At 70.4% G+C, this 21,832-nt stretch carries 21 protein-coding genes; 15 read left to right on the plus strand and 6 right to left on the minus strand.

All coding sequences use genetic code 11. From position 1 onward, the window contains the following. Positions 1-521: 521 nt before the first annotated feature. Both GRI72_RS03785 and GRI72_RS03790 read right to left on the minus strand, forming a co-directional pair. Positions 522-1,892, minus strand: a complete 1,371-nt coding sequence (locus GRI72_RS03785) for a glutamate--cysteine ligase (RefSeq protein ID WP_160732632.1) — start codon at positions 1,890-1,892, stop codon at positions 522-524. 49 nt (positions 1,893-1,941) lie between these two features. Beyond that, on the minus strand, positions 1,942-2,703 hold the full coding sequence (locus GRI72_RS03790; RefSeq protein ID WP_160732633.1) for a 16S rRNA (uracil(1498)-N(3))-methyltransferase: 762 nt from the start codon (positions 2,701-2,703) through the stop codon (positions 1,942-1,944). A gap of 217 nt (positions 2,704-2,920) precedes the next feature. On the opposite strand from GRI72_RS03790, the gene ubiA reads away from it, so the two are divergent. Further along, entirely contained in the window at positions 2,921-3,823 is a 903-nt protein-coding gene (gene ubiA / locus GRI72_RS03795) for a 4-hydroxybenzoate octaprenyltransferase (RefSeq protein WP_160732634.1), read from the plus strand. A gap of 6 nt (positions 3,824-3,829) precedes the next feature. On the opposite strand, the gene GRI72_RS03800 is transcribed toward ubiA, so the two are convergent. Then, a complete protein-coding gene (locus tag GRI72_RS03800) occupies positions 3,830-4,201 on the minus strand; it encodes a VOC family protein (protein WP_160732635.1) in 372 nt (123 codons plus the stop codon). 117 nt (positions 4,202-4,318) lie between these two features. Here GRI72_RS03800 and soxR point away from each other — a divergent pair, with 117 nt between their 5' ends. Then, complete coding sequence (gene soxR / locus GRI72_RS03805) at positions 4,319-4,810, plus strand: redox-sensitive transcriptional activator SoxR (RefSeq protein WP_160732636.1); 492 nt, start codon at positions 4,319-4,321, stop codon at positions 4,808-4,810. A 24-nt stretch (positions 4,811-4,834) separates the two neighbouring features. Here the strand turns inward: soxR and GRI72_RS03810 are convergent, their stop codons facing one another. Then, a complete protein-coding gene (locus tag GRI72_RS03810) occupies positions 4,835-5,692 on the minus strand; it encodes an oxygenase MpaB family protein (protein WP_160732637.1) in 858 nt (285 codons plus the stop codon). Positions 5,693-5,792: 100 nt separating this feature from the next. On the opposite strand from GRI72_RS03810, the gene cobS reads away from it, so the two are divergent. Continuing rightward, entirely contained in the window at positions 5,793-6,785 is a 993-nt protein-coding gene (gene cobS, locus GRI72_RS03815) for a cobaltochelatase subunit CobS (RefSeq protein ID WP_160732638.1), read from the plus strand. Positions 6,786-6,834: 49 nt separating this feature from the next. Next, on the plus strand, positions 6,835-9,033 hold the full coding sequence (locus GRI72_RS03820; protein WP_237486775.1) for a transglycosylase domain-containing protein: 2,199 nt from the start codon (positions 6,835-6,837) through the stop codon (positions 9,031-9,033). Between the two features lie 103 nt (positions 9,034-9,136). Here GRI72_RS03820 and purB read toward each other — a convergent pair whose 3' ends face one another. Continuing rightward, on the minus strand, positions 9,137-10,447 hold the full coding sequence (gene purB, locus GRI72_RS03825; protein ID WP_160732639.1) for an adenylosuccinate lyase: 1,311 nt from the start codon (positions 10,445-10,447) through the stop codon (positions 9,137-9,139). 128 nt (positions 10,448-10,575) lie between these two features. Here purB and GRI72_RS03830 point away from each other — a divergent pair, with 128 nt between their 5' ends. The 7 genes from GRI72_RS03830 to GRI72_RS03860 all read left to right on the plus strand — a co-directional run bounded on the left by GRI72_RS03830 (position 10,576) and on the right by GRI72_RS03860 (position 16,579). After that, the gene (locus GRI72_RS03830) at positions 10,576-13,365 is read left to right on the plus strand and encodes a DUF3857 domain-containing protein (RefSeq protein WP_160732640.1); all 2,790 of its coding nucleotides are present in this window, start codon (positions 10,576-10,578) and stop codon (positions 13,363-13,365) included. A gap of 92 nt (positions 13,366-13,457) precedes the next feature. After that, positions 13,458-13,802, plus strand: a complete 345-nt coding sequence (locus GRI72_RS03835) for a metalloregulator ArsR/SmtB family transcription factor (protein WP_160732641.1) — start codon at positions 13,458-13,460, stop codon at positions 13,800-13,802. Beyond that, on the plus strand, positions 13,799-14,209 hold the full coding sequence (locus tag GRI72_RS03840; RefSeq protein WP_160732642.1) for an SRPBCC family protein: 411 nt from the start codon (positions 13,799-13,801) through the stop codon (positions 14,207-14,209). The genes GRI72_RS03835 and GRI72_RS03840 overlap by 4 nt, the downstream gene beginning before the upstream one ends. Next, positions 14,209-14,406, plus strand: coding sequence for a hypothetical protein (locus GRI72_RS03845; protein WP_160732643.1), 198 nt, complete (start codon positions 14,209-14,211; stop codon positions 14,404-14,406). The genes GRI72_RS03840 and GRI72_RS03845 overlap by 1 nt, the downstream gene beginning before the upstream one ends. Beyond that, complete coding sequence (locus GRI72_RS14680; protein ID WP_160732644.1) at positions 14,403-14,816, plus strand: DUF1801 domain-containing protein; 414 nt, start codon at positions 14,403-14,405, stop codon at positions 14,814-14,816. The genes GRI72_RS03845 and GRI72_RS14680 overlap by 4 nt, the downstream gene beginning before the upstream one ends. Further along, complete coding sequence (locus tag GRI72_RS14685) at positions 14,813-15,199, plus strand: DUF1801 domain-containing protein (protein ID WP_337191126.1); 387 nt, start codon at positions 14,813-14,815, stop codon at positions 15,197-15,199. The genes GRI72_RS14680 and GRI72_RS14685 overlap by 4 nt, the downstream gene beginning before the upstream one ends. 156 nt (positions 15,200-15,355) lie before the next feature. After that, a complete protein-coding gene (locus tag GRI72_RS03860; RefSeq protein ID WP_160732645.1) occupies positions 15,356-16,579 on the plus strand; it encodes a mechanosensitive ion channel family protein in 1,224 nt (407 codons plus the stop codon). Positions 16,580-16,605: 26 nt separating this feature from the next. Here the strand turns inward: GRI72_RS03860 and radC are convergent, their stop codons facing one another. After that, positions 16,606-17,316, minus strand: a complete 711-nt coding sequence (gene radC / locus GRI72_RS03865; RefSeq protein WP_237486777.1) for a RadC family protein — start codon at positions 17,314-17,316, stop codon at positions 16,606-16,608. 104 nt (positions 17,317-17,420) lie between these two features. Here radC and GRI72_RS03870 point away from each other — a divergent pair, with 104 nt between their 5' ends. The 4 genes from GRI72_RS03870 (at position 17,421) to GRI72_RS03885 (ending at position 21,829) form a co-directional block, all read left to right on the plus strand. After that, on the plus strand, positions 17,421-20,696 hold the full coding sequence (locus GRI72_RS03870) for an intermembrane phospholipid transport YdbH family protein (protein ID WP_237486778.1): 3,276 nt from the start codon (positions 17,421-17,423) through the stop codon (positions 20,694-20,696). A 47-nt stretch (positions 20,697-20,743) separates the two neighbouring features. Then, positions 20,744-20,953 carry a YnbE family lipoprotein gene (locus GRI72_RS03875; RefSeq protein WP_237486780.1) on the plus strand — a complete coding sequence of 70 codons (210 nt, stop codon included), beginning with the start codon at positions 20,744-20,746 and terminating at the stop codon, positions 20,951-20,953. Positions 20,954-20,964: 11 nt separating this feature from the next. Continuing rightward, positions 20,965-21,366, plus strand: a complete 402-nt coding sequence (locus tag GRI72_RS03880) for a YdbL family probable chaperone protein (RefSeq protein ID WP_160732648.1) — start codon at positions 20,965-20,967, stop codon at positions 21,364-21,366. Between the two features lie 127 nt (positions 21,367-21,493). Beyond that, positions 21,494-21,829: an AtpZ/AtpI family protein gene (locus GRI72_RS03885; RefSeq protein ID WP_160732649.1), complete on the plus strand. Its 336-nt coding sequence runs from the start codon at positions 21,494-21,496 to the stop codon at positions 21,827-21,829. Positions 21,830-21,832: the final 3 nt, after the last annotated feature.

A 21,832-nucleotide genomic window follows, 5' to 3' on the forward strand; every position in this document is an offset into this window, starting at 1 on the left:
GTGCGGACGGTTACGCCGGGAGGAAAGGCAAGCGGACGGAACCGGCCGGTGCCGCCTGGGCATCACAGGATTGCCACCTGGGCGTCACAGGGTTGCCTTGGCAACATCCTTGCGAGTGGCGGGAGGGGTTGCCTTCAACCTCCCGCTCGGCCCTTCGAGGAATGCGAGGCGCGGACAGGGCCAGGGCTCGCGCTTGCCCCGTCCGTTGGAACCAGCGTCCGTTGGAACCAGGGTTCGTGTCGTTCGCGGCGTTGAGGGCCACCGCGAAGAGCGAACCCGGGTTCCCATGTCCTCGCATCCCGGCACAGGGGTGCTTTATTGAGCGGTCACTAGCCCCCCGAGGCACCGGCCGTATGGACGAAGCGGCCAGACGTGACGCGTACACGCTTTGCCCCCGTCGCTGTAGCCAGTCTGGACTGGCCCTCACCACATAACCAAAACGGTTAGAAATGTCAAGGAAAATGTGCCAGAGGCGATCCATGACCGAGCACCCGCGCAGGCGGGGGCATTGACGATGGGCCCTAGAAGCTCTGTTCGTAAACCCGGGTCACGTCGCCGCCCCATTCGCCATGGTAGAGATCGAGCAGGCGCTGCGCGGGGACCTTGCCGCTGGCGACGCTCTCGTCGAGCGTTTCGAGGAAGCCGGTCTCGTTGTCGCCGCCGGTGTTGAGGCGGGCGCGGGCGGCGAGGCCCGCGCGCGAGATGGCGAGCACGTCGCGCGCCAGTTCGCGCAGCGTGCCGCCGCCGGGAACGGGCGCGTCGAGCGCCAGCTTCGGCACCGCGTTTCGCAGCGCCTCGCGCTCTTCCATCGTCCAGTCCTTCACCAGGTCCCACGCGGCGTCGAGCGCGGCCTGGTCGTAGAGCAGGCCGACCCAGAACGCGGGCAGGGCGCAGATCCGGCTCCACGGCCCGCCGTCGGCCCCGCGCATTTCGAGGAAGCTTTTCAGCCGGACCTCGGGGAAGGCGGTGGAAAGGTGGTCCCACCAGTCGCCCTCGCGCGGTTTCTCCCCCGGCAGGGCGGGCAGCTTCCCGTCGAGGAAATCGCGGAAGCTCTGCCCCGCGGCGTCGATATATTTCCCGTCGCGGAAGACGAAGTACATCGGCACGTCGAGCATGTAATCGACCCACCGTTCGTAGCCGAAGCCGTCTTCGAACACGAACGGCAACATGCCGGTGCGGTGCGGGTCGGTGTCCGACCAGATGTGGCTGCGATAGGAAAGGAAGCCGTTGGGCTTGCCCTCGGTAAACGGCGAATTGGCGAACAGCGCGGTGGCGAGCGGCTGCAGCGCCAGGCCGACGCGGAACTTCTTCGCCATGTCCGCCTCGCTGCCATAGTCGAGGTTCACCTGGATCGTGCAGGTGCGCAGCATCATGTCGAGGCCGAGATTGCCGACCCGCGGCATGTGCCGGACCATGATGTCGTAACGCCCCTTGGGCATGATCGGCAGGTCATCGCGCGCCTTGTCGGGCCACATGCCGAGGCCGAGGAAGCCGACCCCGCAGCATTCGCCGATCGCCTTGACCTGTTCGAGGTGGCGGCCGGTCTCGTTGCAGGTTTCGTGCAGGTTTTCGAGCGGCGCGCCCGACAGTTCGAGCTGGCCGGCCGGCTCGAGGCTGACGGTGCCGTCGGCCCCGCGCATGGCAATGACCTTGCCGCCTTCCTCGACCGGTTCCCAGCCGAATTTTTCCAGGTTGAGCAGCAGGTCGCGAATGCCGCAGCTTTCGTCGTAGCTGGGCGCGTGGAAATCGCCGTGCTTGTAGACGAGCTTCTCGTGCTCGGTCCCGATGCGCCAGGCCTCGCGGGGTTTTTCACCCGCCTGCATCGGCGCGACCAGCTGGTCGCGGCTCTCGATAACCGGGTCTTCGGCGGCGGCGGCCTCGCGTGTGCTCATTCGGCTGGAGTTAGGAAACCGGACCTTTCGTGGAAAGGAAATTATTCTTCTACGCCTGCGTTTCCGCGTGCCAGTCGCCGCAGGTCGCCATCCACAGCGCGGTGGCGGCAATGGCGGCGGTTTCGGCCCGCAGGATGCGCGGGCCGAGTGCCACCGGGCGCGCCGAGGGCAGGGCGCGGATCGCCTCGCGCTCGGCATCGTCGAAGCCGCCTTCGGGGCCGACCAGCAGCGCGGCCGGGCCGGGCGCCGCGGCAAAGGCGCGCGGGGCCGGAACGCCGCCCAGCTCGTCGGCGAAGAACAGCGTGCGCCCTTGCGGCCAGGCATCGAGAAGGGCGGCGAGATCGCGCGTCTCGGCCAGTTCGGGCAGGGCCGTGCGCCCGCATTGTTCGGCCGCCTCGACCATTCGGCGCTGCAGCCGCTCGGGATTGACCTTGCGCACGACCGAGCGGCGCATGGCGACCGGCACGAACCGGCGCACGCCCAGTTCGCAGGCCTTCTCCGCGACGAGGGCGAAGTTGTCGCGCTGGATCGGCGAGGCGCAGAGCCACAGGTCGGGCACGTCCTCGCGCGGGGCGAGGCGCTGTTCGACGACGACCGATCCCTTGCGCGCGTCGGCACGCGCGATGCGGGCGAGGTATTCGCCGGTGCGGTCGTCGAACAGGCGCACCGGGTCGCCTTCGCCGCGCCGCATCACGGCGACGAGATAGCGCGCCTGCGCCGGATCGAGCGCCACGGTAGCGCCCGGCGCGATTTCGCCGTCGATATATAGGCGCGGGGTCGAGCGGGGCGGCCAGGCGGGTGTCGCGGGCATGGGCACGCTCTAGCCGAGCGAGGGCGGCGATCAAGGCGCGATCGCGACTTTCGCCCGCCTCGCGAGGGGGCTAGGGTCGTTTTCGGCAAGGCTGAAGCGGCACCGGCCCGCACCCCTACCCGGTCACCCATGGAATACCCTGTCGTTGGGTGGCCGGGTGCGGGCCGGTGCGGTCTCAAGGAAAACGACCAGTGAAATCGACTCCAGGGCATCGGACATGAGCGACAATATCGTCCCCGACACCGAACACCGCGGGCTCGTCGCCCGCCTGCCGCAGGTCCCGCGCGACCTCGCGCAGCTCGGTCGGTTCGATCGCCCGATCGGCTGGTGGCTGCTGTTCTGGCCCTGCGCCTTCGGCGTCTGGCTGGCGGGGGCGGGCGCGCAATGGATGCTGCTCGCCTGGCTCCTGCTGGGCAGCGTGGCGATGCGCGCGGCGGGCTGCGTCTACAACGACATCGTCGATGCCGAGCTGGACCGGAAGGTCGCGCGCACCGCCGTGCGCCCGGTCGCCAGCGGGCGGATATCGAAACGCCTGGCCTGGGCCTGGCTGCTGGCGCTTTGCGCGGTGGGACTGATCGTCCTGCTCCAGCTGCGGTGGCAGGCGCAGGCCGTCGCGCTGGCGAGCCTGGCGCTGGTCGCCGCCTACCCGTTCATGAAGCGGATCACCTGGTGGCCCCAGGCCTGGCTGGGGCTGGTGTTCAGCTGGGGCGCGCCGGTCGGCTGGATCGCGCTGCGCGGCGACCACCTCGATGCCCTGGCCGCGCTCTATGCCGGCTGCGCGCTGTGGGTCGTCGGCTACGACACGATCTACGCCTTGCAGGACCGGGAGGACGACGCGCTGGTCGGCATCCGGTCTTCCGCGCTGCGGCTGGGCGCGCGGGTCAGGCCCGGCGTGGCGCTGTTCTACGGCGGGGCGGTGGCCCTGTGGGCGCTCGCCTTCTGGCTGCTGCGCGGCGACTGGGTCGCGCTGCTGGCGCTGGCCCCGGCGGCGGCGCATCTCGCCTGGCAGGTCGCGACGCTCGATCCCGCGCAGCCGGCCAACCCGCTCGACCGTTTCCGCTCGAACCGGTGGACCGGCGCGCTGGTCGCCGCCGCCTGCTTCGTCGTCGGCAATGCCTGACGGCGATCAGCCGTAACTGACCACCTCGAACTCGATCCCGTCCCAGTCGAGGAAGTAGAACCGGCGCCCCGGTTCGTAGTCGGCGTGGGAAAAGGGCTCCAGCCCGGCCTCGATCACGATCCGCTCGGCCGCGTCGAGATCGTCCACCAGCAGGCCGACGTGGTTGAGCGGCACGCCCTTGGCATAGCCGCCGCGGGCATCGGGATTGGTGTAGAGCGCGAGATAGGTCGCCTCGTCGCCGACGTGGATCGTTTCCCCGCCGAGCATCGCCGGCCCGCGCCAGCGCTCGTGCCAGCCGAGGAGTCTTTCGAACAGCGCGGCGCTGCGGTCGATATCGGTGACGGTGAGATTGGCGTGTTCGATCTGGCCCCTGGGCATTGTGCACCTCCTTGGCTCGCGAGCGGCCCCTTGCCGCGCTTCGTGCGAATCGGTGCGGCGGACAATGCAACTTCAACTTAAGTTGAGGTCAAGCGCGAAATGCGCTAGCGGCGAATCATGCACGCAAGCGACCTCCTTCCCATCGGCGCCCTTGCCCGGCGCACCGGCCTTTCCCCCTCCGCGATTCGTTTCTACGAGGACAAGGGGCTGGTCACCGCCCATCGCACCGGCGGCAACCAGCGCCGCTTCCTGCGTTCCGACATTCGGCGGCTGAGCTTCATCCTGATCGCGCAGAAGCTGGGCCTGACGCTGGAGGAGATCGCCGAACAGCTCGCCCGCCTGCCCGACGGGCGGACCCCGACCAGCTTCGACTGGTGGAAGATCAGCGAGGCGATCCGCGACCGGCTCGACCGGCGGATCGCGCAGCTCGAGGCGATGCGCGACAACCTCGACGGGTGCATCGGCTGCGGGTGCCTGAGCCTGAAGCATTGCAAGCTCTACAATCCCGAAGACCGCGCGGGCGAGGCGGGGCCCGGCCCGCGCGTCCTGCGCCGGCTGGAAGCGGACGGGGAGGGCGAAAGGGCCGGCGCGCAGCAACCGCCGGCCTGACCGGCCGGGGCCGGCCACGAGCCGTCAGCGCCCCTGGTGGCGCGGCCCCTGGCGGAAGGCCCAGCGCAGCGCCTTGCCCATGCCCCACGTCGCCGCGCGCGCCGGAAGGGCGGCGAGGCCGGGCCGCTGGAGCCCCAGCATCGAGCGGGCGAACGGCGGGAGGAGGGCGACCGCCTCCGCCGCGAGCGTCGCCTGGAGCGCGGCCGGGGCAGCCTCGGGGCGCTGGGTCAGCACGAACTGCGCGACCTCGCGCGCCTCGGGCGAGGTGCGCAGCTCGCCCCGCAGCTCGGCGAAGATCGCCCGCGCTTCGGCCTCGCTTTCGGGCACCGGGGCCGCGCCCAGCGCGCGGGCGACGACGGCGAACTGGCGATAGTACTCGTCGCGCGCGGCCGGCGGCAGGGCCGGATCGACGTGGCGCAGGTAGGCGGCGAGGAAGCTGGTCGCTTCGGCCACGTGGACCCAGGCGAGCGTGCGCGGGTCGCGCGCCGAATAGGGCGTGCCGTCGGGCAGCGTGCCGCCGACCCGTTCGTGGATCCGGTTGACCCGCGCGATCGCGGCGCGGGCATCGTCACGGTGGCCGAAGGTCGTGACCGCGATGAAGCGCGCGGTGCGCCGCAGCCGCCCGTGCATGTCGTGGCGGAAATCCGAATGGTCGAGCACGCCCTGGAGCGCGTGGGGGTGGAGCATCTGCAGCAGGAGGCCGCGAATCCCGCCGACCATCATCCCGACGAGGTCGGCATGGACCAGCCGGATCGGCGTGTCGCGCGCGAACAGCGCCTCGTCCGAAGGGGGGACGGGCTGCTGGCCATCCTCGTTGAAGACCGCGCGCACCCGCCGGACGAGTTGCTCGCGCAGGCGCTGGGAAGGGAGCGGGGCGGCCATGCCTGCCTCTATAGCCTGGCGCGGCGGCAATGAAATCTCCGCCGCGCGCCGCGCGCGGCGCTTGCAGCGGTGCGGCCGCGCGTATAGTCACCCGCGCGAGATGAACGACATGACCGACAAGAGCTTCGACCACGCGAGCAAGACCGTAATCGCCGCACCCGACACCGAAGTCGACGTGCGCGAGACATTCGGGATCGACATCGACTGGAAAGTGCCCGCGTTCTCGAAGCCCGACGAACGCACGCCCGACCGCGACGATGCCTACGTGTTCGAACCGCAGACCACGATGGCGATCCTCGCCGGGTTCGCGCACAATCGCCGCGTGATGGTCCAGGGCTATCACGGCACGGGCAAGTCCACCCATATCGAACAGGTCGCCGCGCGGCTGAACTGGCCCTGCATCCGGATCAACCTGGACGCGCATATCAGCCGGATCGACCTGGTCGGGCGCGATGCGATCGTTCTGCGCGACGGCCTGCAGGTGACCGAGTTCCGCGAAGGCCTGCTGCCCTGGGCGCTGCAGCACCCGGTGGCGCTGGTGTTCGACGAATACGACGCCGGCCGGCCGGACGTCATGTTCGTGATCCAGCGCGTGCTCGAACAGGCGGGCAAGCTGACCCTGCTCGACCAGAACCGGGTGATCCGCCCCGATCCCAATTTCCGCCTCTTCGCCACGGCCAACACGGTCGGCCTGGGCGACACGAGCGGCCTCTATCACGGCACCCAGGCGATCAACCAGGGGCAGATGGACCGCTGGAACATCGTCGTCGCGCTCAATTACCTGCCGGCCGAGACCGAGCAGGAGATCGTCGCGGCCAAGAACCCGGACAGCGATCCGAAGACGATCGCCGACATGATCAAGGTCGCCGACCTGACCCGTCAGGGTTTCATCAACGGCGACATCTCCACGGTGATGAGCCCGCGCACGGTCATCACCTGGGCGGAGAATGCCGCGATCTTCAAGGACATCGGCTTCGCCTTCCGTCTCAGCTTCCTCAACAAGTGCGACGAGGCGGAGCGGATGCTGGTGGCCGAGTATTACCAGCGCGTCTTCGGCGAGGAACTGCCGGAGAGCGTGGTTTCGGCGGCGTGACGGGTTGAAGCGGCGCCCGGCTGTGTTAAGTGTGTAACACAGCAAGTCGATGACCCGCATCCTTTCCTGGCTTTCGCGCAAGCGGCGCACCGATGGCGACGAGCCTGAGGGACCGGGATTCTACGCGTTGCAGGATGCCCCTGCCGGTGGCTGGTCCGACCCGGCGGGCGCGCCGGAATCCGCGCCGCGCGGGGGCGGCGCGATGCCGCGGGCCGGCGACCCCTGGGCCGAGCGGCTCGAACAGCTCGACCGCTATATCGAGGACGAGCCGAAGCGCGACCGCCGGCGACGGCGCTGGCGCTGGACGGTGCGGATTGCGGCCGGGGGGCTGTTCGCCTTTATCCTCCTGGTCGGCTGGCTCGCGGTGACCGCGCCGCTGTCGCGCTCGCTCGAACCGATCGCGCCGCCGCAGCTGACCCTGCTGGCATCGGACGGCACCCCGATCGCGCGCAACGGCGCGGTGGTGGACGAGCCGGTGCGCGCGGCCGACCTGCCACCGCACGTTATCGAGCCCTTCCTGGCGATCGAGGACCGGCGGTTCTACAGCCACTGGGGAATCGATCCGCGCGGCATCGCCCGGGCGCTGTGGTCCAACCTGACCGGCGGGCCGACCCAGGGCGGCAGCACGATCACCCAGCAACTGGCCAAGTTCACCTTCCTGACGCCCGAGCAGAGCCTGACGCGCAAGGCGCGCGAGGCGCTGATCGCGTTCTGGCTGGAAGCCTGGCTGAGCAAGGACGAGATCCTCGAACGGTACCTGTCGAACGCCTATTTCGGCGACAATACCTATGGCCTGCGCGCGGCCTCGCTCCATTACTTCTACCGCCACCCGGAGAACCTCAAGCCCGAACAGGCCGCGATGCTGGCCGGGTTGCTCCAGGCCCCGTCGCGCCTCGCCCCGACGCGCAATTTCGATTTGGCCGAGCGGCGGATGCGGCTGGTGGTCGCGGCGATGGTCGATGCCGGTTACCTGACCGCGGAGGAGGCGGGCCGCCTGCCGACCCCCCGGCTCGACGTGCGCCGGCGCAACGAGCTGCCGACCGGGACCTATTTCGCCGACTGGGCCCTGCCCGAAGCGCGCAAGCTGACCGGCAATGGCTATTCGGAGCAGACGATCGCGACCACGCTCGATTCGCGCCTGCAGGGCATTGCCCGCGACGTGATCGCCCGCGCGCCGCTGGGCACGGCGCAAGTCGCGCTGGTGGCGATGCGGCCGAATGGGGAGGTCGTAGCGATGATCGGCGGGCGCGATTACGCCAGGTCGCCGTTCAACCGGGCGACCCAGGCGCGGCGGCAGCCGGGCTCCACCTTCAAGCTGTTCGTCTATCTCGCCGCGCTGGAGGCGGGGATGTCGCCCGAGGACGCGATCGACAACAGCATGATCGAAACGGGCAGCTATCGCCCGCGCAATGCCAGTGGTTCCTATTCGCAGAGCCTGACGCTGGAACAGGCTTTCGCCCGGTCGAGCAACGTCGCCGCGGTGCGGCTGTTCGAACAGGTGGGGGGCGAGGCGGTGATCGACACGGCCCGCCGGCTGGGCGTTGCCTCGCCGCTGGCCGAGGGCGACCCCAGCCTGGCCCTGGGCACCTCGACCATGACGCTGATGGAACTGACCGCCGCCTATGCCGGGATCGCGGGCAATTCCTTCCCCGTGCGCCCCCACGCGTTCGTGGAGGAGGAGCCGGGCTGGTTCGACTGGCTGTGGAACGGGCGCGACAGCCTCTCGCGCGGGCGGCACGAGGCGATCGAGCGCCTGCTGCGCAGCGCGATCAACCGCGGCACCGGGCGCGCGGCGATGCTGCGCGCGCCGAACTTCGGCAAGACGGGGACGACGCAGGACAACCGCGACGCGCTGTTCGTCGGCTATGCCGGCGATCTGGTGGTCGGGGTGTGGATCGGCAACGACGACAACTCGCCGCTCGCCGGGATCAGCGGCGGCGGCCTGCCGGCGCGGATCTGGCGCGACTTCATGGCCCGCGCGCTGGGCGAGACGCGTGCTCCCGCCCGCCCGCGCCCGACGCCGAGCCCCGATCCCGCCGGCCCTGTCCAGCCGCAGGACGTGCCGCAGATCGGCGATATCCCGCTGGGCGAGGGCGGTTCGCGCCTGCGCGTGGATGGGGGCGGGGCGACCCTTTCGACCGAGGTCGGTGGAATGCCGGTCGATGTCAGGCTCGATCGCGACGGGCTGGCGCTCGAACCGGGCGCCGCGCCGCGCGACGATCCACCGCAGGACACCGCACCGCGCTAGTCATCCGGCGCGGAAGCCAGCCCCATTCCCGTCATGCCGAACTCGTTCGGGCATCCATCGTGCCTCCGGGCGCCGTCGGCGCAGGAGGACGCGCGCGGCGGCCTCAGCCGAAGACGCGTTCGAACACCCGGTCCACCTGGCGGAAGTGGTAATCGAGGTCGAACTTCTCCTCCAGCTCGGCCTCGCCCAGCGCGGCGGTGACTTCGGCGTCCTGCTTCAACAGGTCGAGCAGCGCCAGTTCGCCGTCCGATTCCCACACTTTCATCGCGTTGCGCTGGACGATCGCATAGGCATCCTCGCGGCTGATCCCGGCCTGGGTCAGCGCCAGCAGGACGCGCTGCGAATGGACCAGCCCGCCCATGCGGTCGAGGTTCTTCTGCATCCGCTCGGGATAGACGACCAGCTTGTCGATCACGCCGGTCAGCCGTGCGAGCGCGAAGTCGAGCGTGATCGTCGCGTCGGGGCCGATGAAGCGCTCGACCGAGGAATGGCTGATGTCGCGTTCGTGCCACAGCGCGACGTTTTCGAGCGCGGGCAGGGCATAGGCGCGAATCATGCGCGCCTGGCCGGTCAGGTTCTCGGTCAGGATCGGGTTGCGCTTGTGCGGCATCGCGCTCGAACCCTTCTGGCCGGGGGAGAAGTATTCCTCCGCCTCGAGCACCTCGGTCCGCTGGAGATGGCGGACCTCGACCGCGACGCGCTCGATCGACCCGGCGATCACCGCCAGGGTGGCGAAGAACATCGCGTGCCTGTCGCGCGGAATGACCTGGGTGGAAATCGGCTCGATCGCCAGGCCCAGCCGCTCGGCCACGTGCTCTTCCACCGCCGGATCGACATTGGCGAACGTGCCCACCGCGCCCGAAATGGCGCACGTCGCGATCTCCGCGCGCGCGGCGACCAGCCGCTGGCGGCAGCGGGCGAACTCGGCATAGGCCTGCGCCAGCTTGAGGCCGAAGGTCACCGGCTCGGCATGGATGCCGTGGCTGCGGCCGATGGTGGGGGTGTACTTGTGCTCTTCCGCGCGGCGGCGGATCGCGGCGAGCAGCAGGTCGAGGTCTTCCAGAAGGATATCCGACGCGCGGGCGAGCTGCACCGCCAGGGTCGTGTCGAGCACGTCCGAACTGGTCATGCCCTGGTGCATGAAGCGGGCTTCATCGCCCACCTGCTCCGCCACCCAGGTGAGGAAGGCGATCACGTCGTGCTTGGTCACCGCCTCGATCGCGTCGATCGCGGGTACGTCGATCTTCGGGTCGGTCGCCCACCAGTCCCACAGCGCCTTCGCCGCGCTTTTCGGCACGACGCCCAGCTCGCCCAGCTTCTCGGTCGCGTGGGCCTCGATCTCGAACCAGATGCGATAGCGCGCCTCCGGCTCCCAGATCGCGGACATCGTGGGGCGGGCGTAACGGGGGACCATGGCAAACTCCGGGCGGGAAAACGGGTGTCGCGGCGCGGCTATATGCGGGGAGGCCGATTGGCAACCCGCCAGATCGCGGGTAGGGTGCACGGCAGGGGAATTGCATCGCTGGGGGGCACATGCATCACGTGGTTCGTCTGATTGCCGGGGGAATATCCGCGGCGGCGCTCGTCGCGCCTGCCTGGGCCGGGGAGGAGATCCTCTACCAGCCGGAGCCGGAATGGGTCGAGGTGGCCGAACTGCCCCCGGCGGACAGCCACCAGGGCAAGCCGATGCGGCTGATCGAATCGCAGGTCCTGCTCGACGGCGGAACGGTGTGGGAGTTCAGGGACATCGCGCTGGCCTTCGAGACGCCCGAGATGCTGAGCCAGCTCGGCACCGTCTCGGCCAACTGGCTGCCGGACAAGGGCGACCTGATCGTCCATCGGATCGAGCTGGTGCGCGACGGGGAAACGCTCGATGTCCTGGCCGACGGCGCGGGGTTCGAGGTGCTTCGCCGCGAGCGGCAGCTGGAACAACGCATCCTCGATGGCGGGCTGACCGCGACGCTGGCCGTCCCCGGCCTGCGCGTCGGCGATACGCTGCGGGTCGCCTACTCGGTCACGCGGCGCGACCAGGCGCTCGACGGGCAGATGGAATGGAGCTCCGAAATCCTTGCCGAGCCGCTGCCCGTCGCGAGCGGGCGGATCGTCCTCGCCTGGCCCGAAGGGCAGGCGGTGCAGCACCAGCTGCGCCGCGCGGACGGCGCGGCCCGGCTGACCCGCGAAGACGGGATGACGCGGCTGGCGATCGCCATGCCGCTGGCCGAACCGCCGGAGATGCCCGACGATGCGCCGGTGCGGTTCCGCCTCGCGCCCACCGTGCAGGCCGGCACGTTCGACAGCTGGGAAGCGGTTTCCGCCTCGATGGCGCCCTACTACGCGACCGAGGGGACGATCGCGCCCGGCGGCGCCATCGCGCAGGAGCTCGACCGTATCCGCGCCGCGGAAAGCGACCCGCTCGCGCGCGCCGCGCTGGCCGTGCAGCTGGTGCAGGAAGAAGTCGGTTACCTGATGAACGGCCTCGACGGGGGCAATTACCTGCCGCAATCCCCGGCCGAAACGTGGGAGAAGCGCTACGGCGATTGCAAGGCCAAGTCGCTCCTCCTGCTTGCCATGCTGCGCGAGCTGGGGATCGAGGCCGAGGCCGTGCTGGTCAGCACGACGATGGGCGATGCCATTCCCGAGCTTCTGCCCGTGCCGGGCAACTTCAACCACGTGATCGTGCGCGCCGATATCGGCGGCGAGACGTACTGGCTCGACGGCACGAGCACGGGCACGCGCCTGCAGACGATGGCGGCGGTTCCGCGGTTCGGGCACGCGCTGCCGCTGCGCGAGGGCGGGGCCGGGCTCCAGCCGATTCCCGCGCGGCCCCTGCCGGTGCCGGGCCGCACCGTGCGCCTCGCGGTGGACCAGCGGGCCGGTATCGCCCTGCCGGCGCTGTTCGATCTCGAACTGACCGTGACCGGGCCCGATGCCTCGGCCTTCCGGATGCTGGCCCAGCTGGAAGACGGCGACCAGCGCGACGAGTTCATCCAGGGCGCGGCGACCGCGATCATCGGCGATCATCGCCAGATCGAGCGGTCGATCGCCTTCGACGACGAATCGGGCAGCGCGACGGTGACGGTCGAAGGGCTGATGACCACGCCGTGGAACATGCGCGACGGCCGTTACCGGCTGGAAATGCCCTATCTCCCCGCCGCGTCGTTCCGCTTCGACAACGACCGCGCGCGGGCCGAGTGGCGCGACCTGCCGGTAACGGTGAACGGGCCGCTGTTCTGGCGCACGCAGGTGGAATGGCTGCTGCCCGAAGACGGGGCGGGGTTCACCGTGCGGGGGGAACCGGCGTTCGATCGCGAGATCGGCGGCAACCGGATTGTCTCCTCGGGCGGGATCGAGGGCGACCGGATCGCGATCACGCAGGACGTGGTCAGCCACGCGTGGGAAATCCCGGCCAGCGAACTGCCCGCGACCAAGCGCGAGGCGATCCGCATGAAGCGCCGCCTGCCCACTTTCGTCGCGCCTGCCGACACCCGGCGCGCCTGGGACTATCGCGGCAGCGACCGGGCCATGCTGGAGGACCTGGAGCAGGCCTATGCCGTCCTGGTGGAGCGCGAGGACGACGACGAGGCCGGCGCCTTTACCAACCGCGCGATCTTCCGCGCCGGGGTCGGCGACTGGGACGGGGCGCTGGCCGACCTCGACGTCGCGCTGGAGCGCGAGCCCGCCGCCTGGCTTCACCGCCGGCGCGCCCAGGCCCGGCGGCAGCTCGGCGATCTCGAGGGCGCGCTGGCCGACCTCCAGGCGGCCGAAACGCTCGATCCGGCCAATCCCGATCACTTCAAGCAGGTCGAGATCCTCGGCCAGCTCGGCCGCGGAGAGGAAGCGATCGCGCTGGCGCAGGACAGCGCGCTGGTCGCCAGCAATCCCGACTGGGGCGACATCCAGATCGCCTATGCCGAGGGCTGGGCCGGCCAGACCGAGGAAGGGCTCGAACGGCTGGCCGACCTGGTCGAGTTCGCCGCCCCCGGGTCGGAGGCGTTCAATGCCCTGTGCTGGTATTCCGGGATCTGGAACCGCGCGACGGACGAGACGCTGCCGGTCTGCCTCAAGGCCGTGGAACAGTCGGCCGGCGGGATCGGCGCGCTCGACAGCCGGGCCATGGTCCTGTTCCGCCTGGGCGAGGCGGAAGGCGCGCTGACCGATCTCGACAAGGTGCTCGCCGCCTCGCCGGACGAACATGCCTCGCGCTACATGCGCGGGATCGTGCGGCTGCAACTGGGCGACGCCGGCGGGCGCGAGGACATCGCGGTAGCGCTCGCGGCCGAGCCGGCGCTCGAGGCGGTCTATCGCGCATACGGCATCGCCCCGCCGCGCTGATCGCGCCGATCTCGCCCAATCTTGAAAGGGGGGCCGGGGCAGCGGGCAAGCGCCGATTGACTCATTCATAACTGCGTGGTTATGAATGAGTCGTGCCCGCCGATGCGCCTCCCGCAAGCCCCGCGAGGGACCAGGTCTTCCGCGCGCTGGCGGATGGCAGCCGGCGCGCGCTGTTCGAACGCCTGTGCCGCGAAGGGGAACTGACGGTCGCCCGCCTGACCGATGGCGCGGGGATCTCGCAACCGGCGGTCTCGCGGCATCTCGCGGTCCTGAAGGAAGGCGGCCTGGTCGAGGCCCGCCCGGCGGGCCGCGCGACATTCTACCGAGCGCGCGCGGACCGGCTCGCCCCGCTCGACGACTGGACCCGCGAAATGCGCGCGACCTGGCACGCGCGGCTCCACGCGCTCGACGATGTCTTGCGAAGGATGGACAATTGACCCCAGGCGACGACCGGACCCGCACCCTGACGATCGAACGCGAGTTCGCCCACCCGCCCGAACGCGTCTGGCGCGCCCTGACGCAGAGCGAGCTGCTGGCCGAATGGATCATGCCCAACGATTTCCGGGCCGAGACGGGCGCGCGCTTCGCGATGGATGCCGAATGGGGCCGGGTCGAAGGCGAGGTCCTCGAGGTCGAGCCGCAGCGCCGGCTGCGCTATACCTGGAACGGCCCCGAACTGCGCAGCGAGGTCGAATGGACGCTGGAGCCGGCTGCCGAGGGAACCCGCCTGACGCTGGAACAGACCGGGTTCCGGCCGCAGGATCGACAGGCCTATTACGGCGCGCGCGCAGGCTGGCCGCGCTTTCTCAAGGCTCTCGACGCATTGCTCGAAAGGATTGGCTGATGCCCGCAACGATCAGGAAATGGCACCGCTGGATATCGATGGCCTTCGTCGCTCTCGTCGCCGCGATCTTCCTGCTCCAGGCGCTGACGACGCCGCCCGAATGGCTTTACTACACGCCGCTGCCGTTCCTCCTGGGGCTGATTGCATCCGGCATGTACATGTGGTTCCGCCCGGCGCGGCCGGGAGCCGCGAAATGAGCGACGAGGGCGAGCCGAAGCTGCTGGCCGGGGGCAATCCCCAGATCCCGAAGGGGGAGGGGGATGCCCCGGTCCAGGCCTATATCGCCGCCATGCCCGGATGGAAGAAACCGATCGGCGAGGCGCTCGACGCGGCGATCGTGCGCGAGGTGCCCGGGGTGCAGAAGGCGGTGAAGTGGAACACCCCGTTCTACGGTGTCGAGCAGGGGTGCTGGTTCGCCTCGTTCCATTGTTTCGACCGTTACGTGAAAGTCACCTTCTTTCGCGGCGGGTCGCTCGAACCCCAGCCGCCCGAGACCTCGAAATACCCCGAGGTTCGCTATTGCCACTTTCACGAAGGCGAACGGCCCGGCGAGCGGTTTGCCGACTGGATCAGGCAGGCCGCCGCCCTTCCGGGAGAGAAGCTGTGACCGGCGCGCGCGACGCGAAAGCAGGCGATCGGGCCGGCGACTGGCGCCAGGAAACGCTCGCCCGGGTGCGCGCGATCGTCCTCGCCGCCGACCCGGCCATCGTGGAAGAGGTGAAGTGGCGCAAGCCCTCCAACCCCGCGGGCGTGCCGACCTGGACCTGCGAGGGCATCGTCTGCACGGGCGAGACATATCGCGACAAGGTCAAGCTGACTTTCGCGCGCGGCGCGGCGCTGGCCGATCCGCACGGGCTGTTCAACGCGGGGCTGGAAGGCAAGGTCCGCCGCGCGATCGACCTGCGCGAAGGCGACGAGCCGGACGAGGCCGCGCTTACCGCGCTGGTGCGCGAGGCGGTGGCCGCCAACCGCGCCCGGGCGGCCGGCTGACCGGGCCTGCGCCGCGCCCAGCCGGTCGGGGGCGCGCGCTTCGATTGACAGCCGGGGCGGCCGCGTCCACCTAGCCGCCCGTCACGACCGACCGAGAACGAGGGGCCAAGTGGACAGGCCGGGGCGGTTCGGCCGCTCCCCGCCCGGCAAGACGCGATGATCGAACTTCCGACTTTCGAGGACCTGGGCCTGACCGGCCTTGCCCCGACGGCCGAGATGGTCGTCGGCCTGTGCATCCTGGCGGCGCTGGCCTGGCTGGGCAACTTCGTCGCCAAGAAGATCATCCTGCGCATCCTGATCGCGCGGGTCCTGCCGCAGGACGGGCCGAGCCCGCGCAAGGTCGTCGCCTATCTCGCCAATATCGTGCCCACGGTGATCGTCGCCTACGGCGTGGGCGCGGTGCCGCATCTCGCGCCCGGAATCGCATCGGTGATCGCGAACGTCGCCAACGGGGTGACGATCCTGGTCATCGCCATGGCGATCAGCGCGGCGCTCAGCTTCGTCAACGCGCTTTACGAACAGCGCCCCGAAAGCGCGAGCCGCCCGATCAAGGGCTATGTCCAGGTGCTGAAGATCGTCGTCTATTCGGGCGCGGCGATCCTGATCGTCGCGGTGCTGATCGAACAGTCGCCGCTCCTCCTCCTCTCGGGCCTCGGCGCGATGGCGGCGGTGGTCCTGCTGGTGTTCAAGGACACGATCCTTTCGCTCGTCGCCTCGGTCCAGCTCACGTCGAACGACCTGCTGCGGGTGGGCGACTGGATCGAGATGCCCCAGGCCGGGGCCGACGGCGACGTGATCGATATCGCGCTGCACACGGTGAAAGTGCAGAATTTCGACAAGACGATCGTCTCGATCCCGACCCACCGGCTGATTTCGGAAAGCTACAGGAACTGGCGCGGGATGTCCGAATCGGGCGGGCGGCGGATCAAGCGGCCGATCTTCATCGACCAGAACTCGATCCGGTTCCTCGAAGCCGAGGAGATCGCGCGGCTGAAGCGGGTCGCGCTGATCGCGGACTACCTCGCCGACAAGGAACGCGAGCTGGGCGAATGGAACGCCGGGCTGGGCGAGGCGGGGCGCGAGGCGGTGAACGCGCGCCGGGCGACCAACGTGGGCACGTTCCGCGCCTATGTCCTCGCCTATCTGCGCGCCCATCCGCGGGTTTCCCCGGCGATGACGCTGATGGTGCGCCAGCGCGAGCCGGGGCCGCAGGGCCTGCCGCTGGAGATCTACTGCTTCACCGACACGACCGCGTGGCTCGAATACGAACGGATCCAGTCGGACATCTTCGATCACCTGCTGGCGATCCTGCCCGAGTTCGGCCTGCGGATATTCCAGCAGCCGAGCGGCCTCGATTTCCGCACGCTGGCGGAAGGCTAGCGCGCCGGCCGCCGCGGGGCCTCGGGTCAGATCAATCCTTTCGCGCGCAGGCTGGCATGGCCTTCGCGCCCCACGATCACGTGGTCGTGGACGACGATCCCCAGCAGGCGGCCGGCCTCCGCGATCCGGCGGGTGACCTGGATGTCGGCCTGGCTCGGCGCGGGGTTTCCGCTGGGGTGGTTGTGGACCAGGATCAGCGCGCTCGCGCCCACGTCCAGCGCGCGCCTGACCACCTCGCGCGGGTGAATCGCCGCCTCGTCGATCGAACCGTCGCCGACATGGTAATCGAGGATCAGGCGGTTGCGCGTGTCGAGATAGAGCACGCGGACCCGCTCCACCGTCAGGTGCGCCATGTCGATCGTCAGGTAATCGAGCAGCGCCTGCCACGATCCCAGAACCGGCTTTCGCTCGACTTCGCCGCGGGCCATGCGCCGGGCGGCGAGGGCGGTGGCCTTGAGCATGGCGGTGCCCGTCTCGCCCATGCCCTTGACCCGGGCCAGCGCGGCGGGATCGGCGTTGAGCACCGCGGGTAGCGAGCCGAACCGGTCGAGCAGCGCCTTTGCCAGCGGCTTGGTGTCGCCGCGCGGATTGGCGGCGAAAAGGAGATATTCGAGCACTTCGTAATCGGCCAGCGCCTCCGCCCCGCCGGCAAGCAGGCGCCGGCGCAGCCGCGCGCGGTGGCCCAGGCCCGCGTGGGCCGGCGTCTTGCCGGGCGGCTTGTTCCCCCCTTGCGGCAATGGCTCCCCCTCTTGCGCCGGAGTGCGACCCCAGATGTCGCGTCCTCTTGGGTTGCGCCCCTTCGGTTGCGATCCCCCGGGGCGCGATCCCCAACCGCCATGCATTGCCTTTGCCGGGCGATGCGCGCAAGTGGAGCACGATGGCGCTGGCCGAGGACGAGAACGAGGAAAGGCCGGATTCGGCGGCATCGGGCCGGCGCGCTCCGCGCTGGCGCGTGCGCCTGTCGCTGTTCCTGCTCGCGCTGGTGGCAAGCGCGATCGCGGTCCTGTGGTTCTCGCGCGAGCGGATCGCGCAGGACGTGATCGCCGGGATGCTGGAAGACCACGACCTCCCCGCGCAGTACGAGATCGAGAGCATCGGGCCCGAACGCCAGGTGCTGCGCAACGTCGTGATCGGCGACCCTGCGCGGCCCGACCTCACGATCGCGCGAGTCGTGGTCAACTTGCGCTATCGCTTCGGCACGCCGGCGATCGGCCGGGTGGAGCTCGACCGGGCGCGCCTTTTCGGGCGGCTGACGGGCGGGCGGCTGAGCTTCGGCACGCTCGACCGGGTGCTCTTCGCCGACAGCGACGCGCGCGCCGGGCTGCCCGACCTCGACTTGCGGCTGGTGGACGGTCGCGCGCTGATCGAAAGCGATTACGGGCCGGTCGGGATCAAGGCCGCGGGCGAGGGGGAACTCGACGACGGCTTCGATGGCCACCTCGCCGCGGTCGCGCCGCGAATCGCCGCCGGAGAATGCCGGGCCGAAGACGCGACGCTCTACGGTCGCCTGACCACCGCCGCCGGCCGGCCGAGCTTCGACGGGCCGCTGCGCGTGGCGCGCCTCGCCTGCGCGGGCGAGGGCCCGGCGGTGGAGAATCTCGCGCTCGCGCTGGAGGCGACGGGCGATGCCGACCTCGTCGGCTACGACGGCCGCGCCCGCCTCGCGTCCGGCCGTGCCACGCTGGGCGGCGCGCGGCTGAACGGGCTGAACGCCAACCTGCGCGCCAGCTGGCGCGATGCGCGGCTGACGGCGCGCTATTCGCTGGTCGGCCGCGGTCTCGCCCATCCGCAGGCGCAGTTCGCCGTCCTCACCGCCAAGGGCGGCCTGCGCGCGCGCGACGGGTTTCGGCGGGTCGAGATCGACGCCGACCTCGAAGGCAACGGCCTGCGCATGGGGCGGGCCGTTTCCGACGCGCTGGCGGCCGTCACCCGCGACGGCGGCGACACGCTGCTCGCGCCGCTCGCCCGCCGGATGGCCGACGCTCTCCGGCGCGAGGAGCGCGGCAGCCGGCTCGCCGGGCAACTGACCTGGCGCAGGACCGGCGAGGCGGTGACCGCCGTCGTCCCCAGCGCCAGCCTGCGCGGGGGCAGCGGGGAAACGCTGCTCGCCCTCTCGCGCGTGCACTACCTGGGCGGCGCGGGGCGCGCGCCGCGCATCGCCGGCAATTTCCGCACCGGGGGCAGGGGCCTGCCGCGCATGGTCGGGCGGATGGAGCAGCTCGGCGGCCGCGATACCGTGCTGCGGATGCGGATGGCCGAATACGCGGCCGGCGATTCGCGGGTCGCCCTGCCCGAGCTCGTGCTAGCCCAGGGCGCGGGCGGGCAGCTCGGCTTTTCCGGCCGCGCGGTCGTCTCGGGCGCCTTGCCGGGCGGCGCGGCGCGGGCGCTGGTCGTGCCGCTCGACGGCAACTGGTCGCCCGCGCGCGGCCTCGCGCTGTGGCACGACTGCGCCGATTTCCGGTTCGAACGGCTGGAGATGGCCGACCTCGTGCTCGAACGCCGCGGCCTGCGGCTCTGTCCGCCGCGCAATGCGCCGATCCTTGCCTACGATGCGCGCGGGCTGCGGCTGGCGGCAGGCACGCCGTCGCTCGACCTGGCGGGGGAGCTGGCGGGCACGGCGATCCGCATCGAATCGGGCCCGGTCGGCTTCGCCTGGCCCGGCAATCTCAGCGCGCGCGACCTCGACATCTCGCTCGGCCCGGTCGAGGAAGCGAACCGGTTCCGCGTCAGCCAGGTCGGCGCGACGCTGGGCAGCGCGATCGAGGGGACTTTCGCCGATGCCGACGTCGCGCTGTTCGCCGTCCCGCTCGACTTGCGCGAGACGCGCGGCCGCTGGCGCTATGCCGGCGGCGTCTTCGCGATCGAGGACGGCGCCTTCGTCCTCGAAGACCGCAGCGAGCAGGACCGCTTCCGCCCGCTGGTCGCGCGCGGGGCGCGGCTTGCGCTGGAGGACAACGTGATCCGCGCCGACGCCCTGCTGCGCGAACCGCGCAGCGACCGCGCGGTCGTCGATGTCGCAGTCGTCCACGACCTGGCGCGCGGGGCGGGCCATGCCGATCTCGACGTCGACGCGCTGCGGTTCGACGAGGCGCTCCAGCCCGACATGCTGAGCGAACTGGCCCTGGGCGTGATCGCCAATACCCGCGGCGTGGTGCGCGGGACCGGGCGGATCGCGTGGGACGGGGACGGGGTGACGAGCGGCGGGCGCTTCTCGAGCGAGGGGCTGGACTTCGCCGCCGCCTTCGGCCCGGTGCGCGGCGCGGCGGGCACGATCGTCTTTTCCGACCTCCTCGACCTGACCACCGTGCCGGGCCAGCGGCTGCGCGTCGAATCGGTCAACCCGGGGGTCGAGGCGACGGGGGGCGAAGTCGAATTCGCCTTGCGCGAGGGCCAGTTCCTGTCGATCGCCGGCGGGACCTGGCCCTTCATGGGCGGCACGCTGACCCTGCGCCCGGTGGACCTGAACATCGGCGCGAGCGAACGGCGCGCCTATGTCTTCGTGATCGAGGGCCTCGACGCGGCGACTTTCGTCCAGCAGCTCGATCTCGGCAATATCCACGCCACCGGCACGTTCGACGGCGAACTGCCGATCGTCTTCGACGCGGCCGGGAACGGCCGGATCGAGGGCGGCCGCCTGGTCTCGCGCGCGCCGGGCGGCAGCGTGTCCTATGTCGGCGAACTGACATACGAGGACCTGTCGCCGGTGGCCAATTTCGCCTTCGACGCGCTGCGTTCGCTCGATTACCGGCGGATGGTGGTGGAAATGAACGGCAGCCTCTCGGGCGAGATCGTGACCGAGCTGCGCTTCGAGGGGGTGAGCCAGGGGGAAGGGACGAGCAAGAACCTCGTCACCCGCCAGATCGCCGGGCTGCCGCTCGAATTCCGCGTCAACATCCGCGCCGCCTTCACCCAGTTGCTGACCAATCTCCGGTCGCTCTACGATCCGGCCTTCGTGCGCGACCCGCGCGAGCTGGGGCTGCTGTCCGACGACGGCGAGCGGCTGCAGCCCGCGCCCGGGCCGGTGGGCGGGGGCAGTCCGCCCGCCGATTCCCTGCCTGCCGATTCCCGGCCCGCCGATTCACCCGTTCAGACCCAGGAAAGCGAGACAATGCCATGATCCCCGCCGAATTGACTGCCCGCTGCGCGGCTGCGACAACCCTGGCGATGCAGGGGGGAGCGCGGCCAATCACGCGGGCGATCCGTTCGCTGGTGCTGGTAACGGCCGGCGCGGCGGCACTGGGCGGCTGCATCTCGGTGGAGGCGCCCGAACGGCCGATCGTGATCGAGCTGAATATCAACATCCGGCAGGAAGTGATCTATCGCCTCGCGGCAGACGCGGGCAACACGATCGAGGAAAACGCGGACATCTTCTGATGGGAACCGGCATGAAAACGACATTGACCCGCAAGCTCTCGCTCGCCGCAGCCGCTTTCGCGCTGGCGGGCGGGGCGATCCTGGCCACCCCGGCGCAGGCGCAGCGCGATCCGGCCTACGAGGCCGCGCGCGCCGCCGGCAAGGTGGGCGAACGGATGGACGGCTATCTCGGCATCGTCGGCACCGCCACGCCCGATCTCCAGCGCATGGTCAACGACATCAATATCAAGCGTCGCGCGGTCTATGCCCAGCGGGCGCAGGCCGCCAATGCGACGGTGGAGGAATATGCGCTGACCGCCGGCTGCATCGCGATCGCGAAGACCGTTCCGGGGGAGAAGTACCAGGCGCCCGACGGTTCGTGGCAGACGCGCACCGGCGCGCCGCCGCAGCGCGACAGCCGCTGCCCGGCCTGATCGCGCGCCGCGCAGGCCCCGGCCGGGGCAAGCCGCCGATTGACTCGCCAAAAGGGGCGGCCTAAGGGGGCGGCGCCCTCGGCGGGCAGGTGTTGCGCATGTCGCGGATTCCCCTAAGGAACACGGCATGAGCGACGAAAAGCCCGCACGAGAACCAATCGCCGAGGATGCGCGCATCGACGCGCTCGAAGAGCGGCTCAAGGCCGCACGCGAGCGCGAAGACAACCGCAACCGGCCGCAGGTCCAGGGTGCCGATGCGAATTACCGCAGCGGCAACCGGGTCCTGGCGGATCTTCTCGGCGGTATTCTCGGCGGCCTCGTGCTCGGTTGGTTGGTCGATACCTTCGCCGGCACGTCGCCCTGGGGTCTGTTGGCCGGCCTGTTCCTCGGGATAGTGGTGGCCTTCAGGAACATTTTCCGGATGGCGAACACGCGCTCCGACGACTCCTCGACCGAGGGGTAGCCG

Origin of the sequence: Pelagerythrobacter marinus (assembly GCF_009827515.1) — a bacterium.
Taxonomy (GTDB): domain Bacteria; phylum Pseudomonadota; class Alphaproteobacteria; order Sphingomonadales; family Sphingomonadaceae; genus Pelagerythrobacter; species Pelagerythrobacter marinus.

Bases quoted from the DNA above. Each gene is read 5' to 3' on its own strand.
- GRI72_RS03785 (WP_160732632.1), bottom strand. From the start codon at position 1,892: ATGAGCACACGCGAGGCCGCCGCCGCCGAAGACCCGGTTATCGAGAGC.
- GRI72_RS03790 (WP_160732633.1), bottom strand. From the start codon at position 2,703: ATGCCCGCGACACCCGCCTGGCCGCCCCGCTCGACCCCGCGCCTATAT.
- ubiA (WP_160732634.1), top strand. From the start codon at position 2,921: ATGAGCGACAATATCGTCCCCGACACCGAACACCGCGGGCTCGTCGCC.
- GRI72_RS03800 (WP_160732635.1), bottom strand. From the start codon at position 4,201: ATGCCCAGGGGCCAGATCGAACACGCCAATCTCACCGTCACCGATATC.
- soxR (WP_160732636.1), top strand. From the start codon at position 4,319: ATGCACGCAAGCGACCTCCTTCCCATCGGCGCCCTTGCCCGGCGCACC.
- GRI72_RS03810 (WP_160732637.1), bottom strand. From the start codon at position 5,692: ATGGCCGCCCCGCTCCCTTCCCAGCGCCTGCGCGAGCAACTCGTCCGG.
- cobS (WP_160732638.1), top strand. From the start codon at position 5,793: ATGAACGACATGACCGACAAGAGCTTCGACCACGCGAGCAAGACCGTA.
- GRI72_RS03820 (WP_237486775.1), top strand. From the start codon at position 6,835: ATGACCCGCATCCTTTCCTGGCTTTCGCGCAAGCGGCGCACCGATGGC.
- purB (WP_160732639.1), bottom strand. From the start codon at position 10,447: ATGGTCCCCCGTTACGCCCGCCCCACGATGTCCGCGATCTGGGAGCCG.
- GRI72_RS03845 (WP_160732643.1), top strand. From the start codon at position 14,209: ATGCCCGCAACGATCAGGAAATGGCACCGCTGGATATCGATGGCCTTC.
- GRI72_RS14680 (WP_160732644.1), top strand. From the start codon at position 14,403: ATGAGCGACGAGGGCGAGCCGAAGCTGCTGGCCGGGGGCAATCCCCAG.
- GRI72_RS03860 (WP_160732645.1), top strand. From the start codon at position 15,356: ATGATCGAACTTCCGACTTTCGAGGACCTGGGCCTGACCGGCCTTGCC.
- GRI72_RS03875 (WP_237486780.1), top strand. From the start codon at position 20,744: ATGCAGGGGGGAGCGCGGCCAATCACGCGGGCGATCCGTTCGCTGGTG.
- GRI72_RS03880 (WP_160732648.1), top strand. From the start codon at position 20,965: ATGAAAACGACATTGACCCGCAAGCTCTCGCTCGCCGCAGCCGCTTTC.
- GRI72_RS03885 (WP_160732649.1), top strand. From the start codon at position 21,494: ATGAGCGACGAAAAGCCCGCACGAGAACCAATCGCCGAGGATGCGCGC.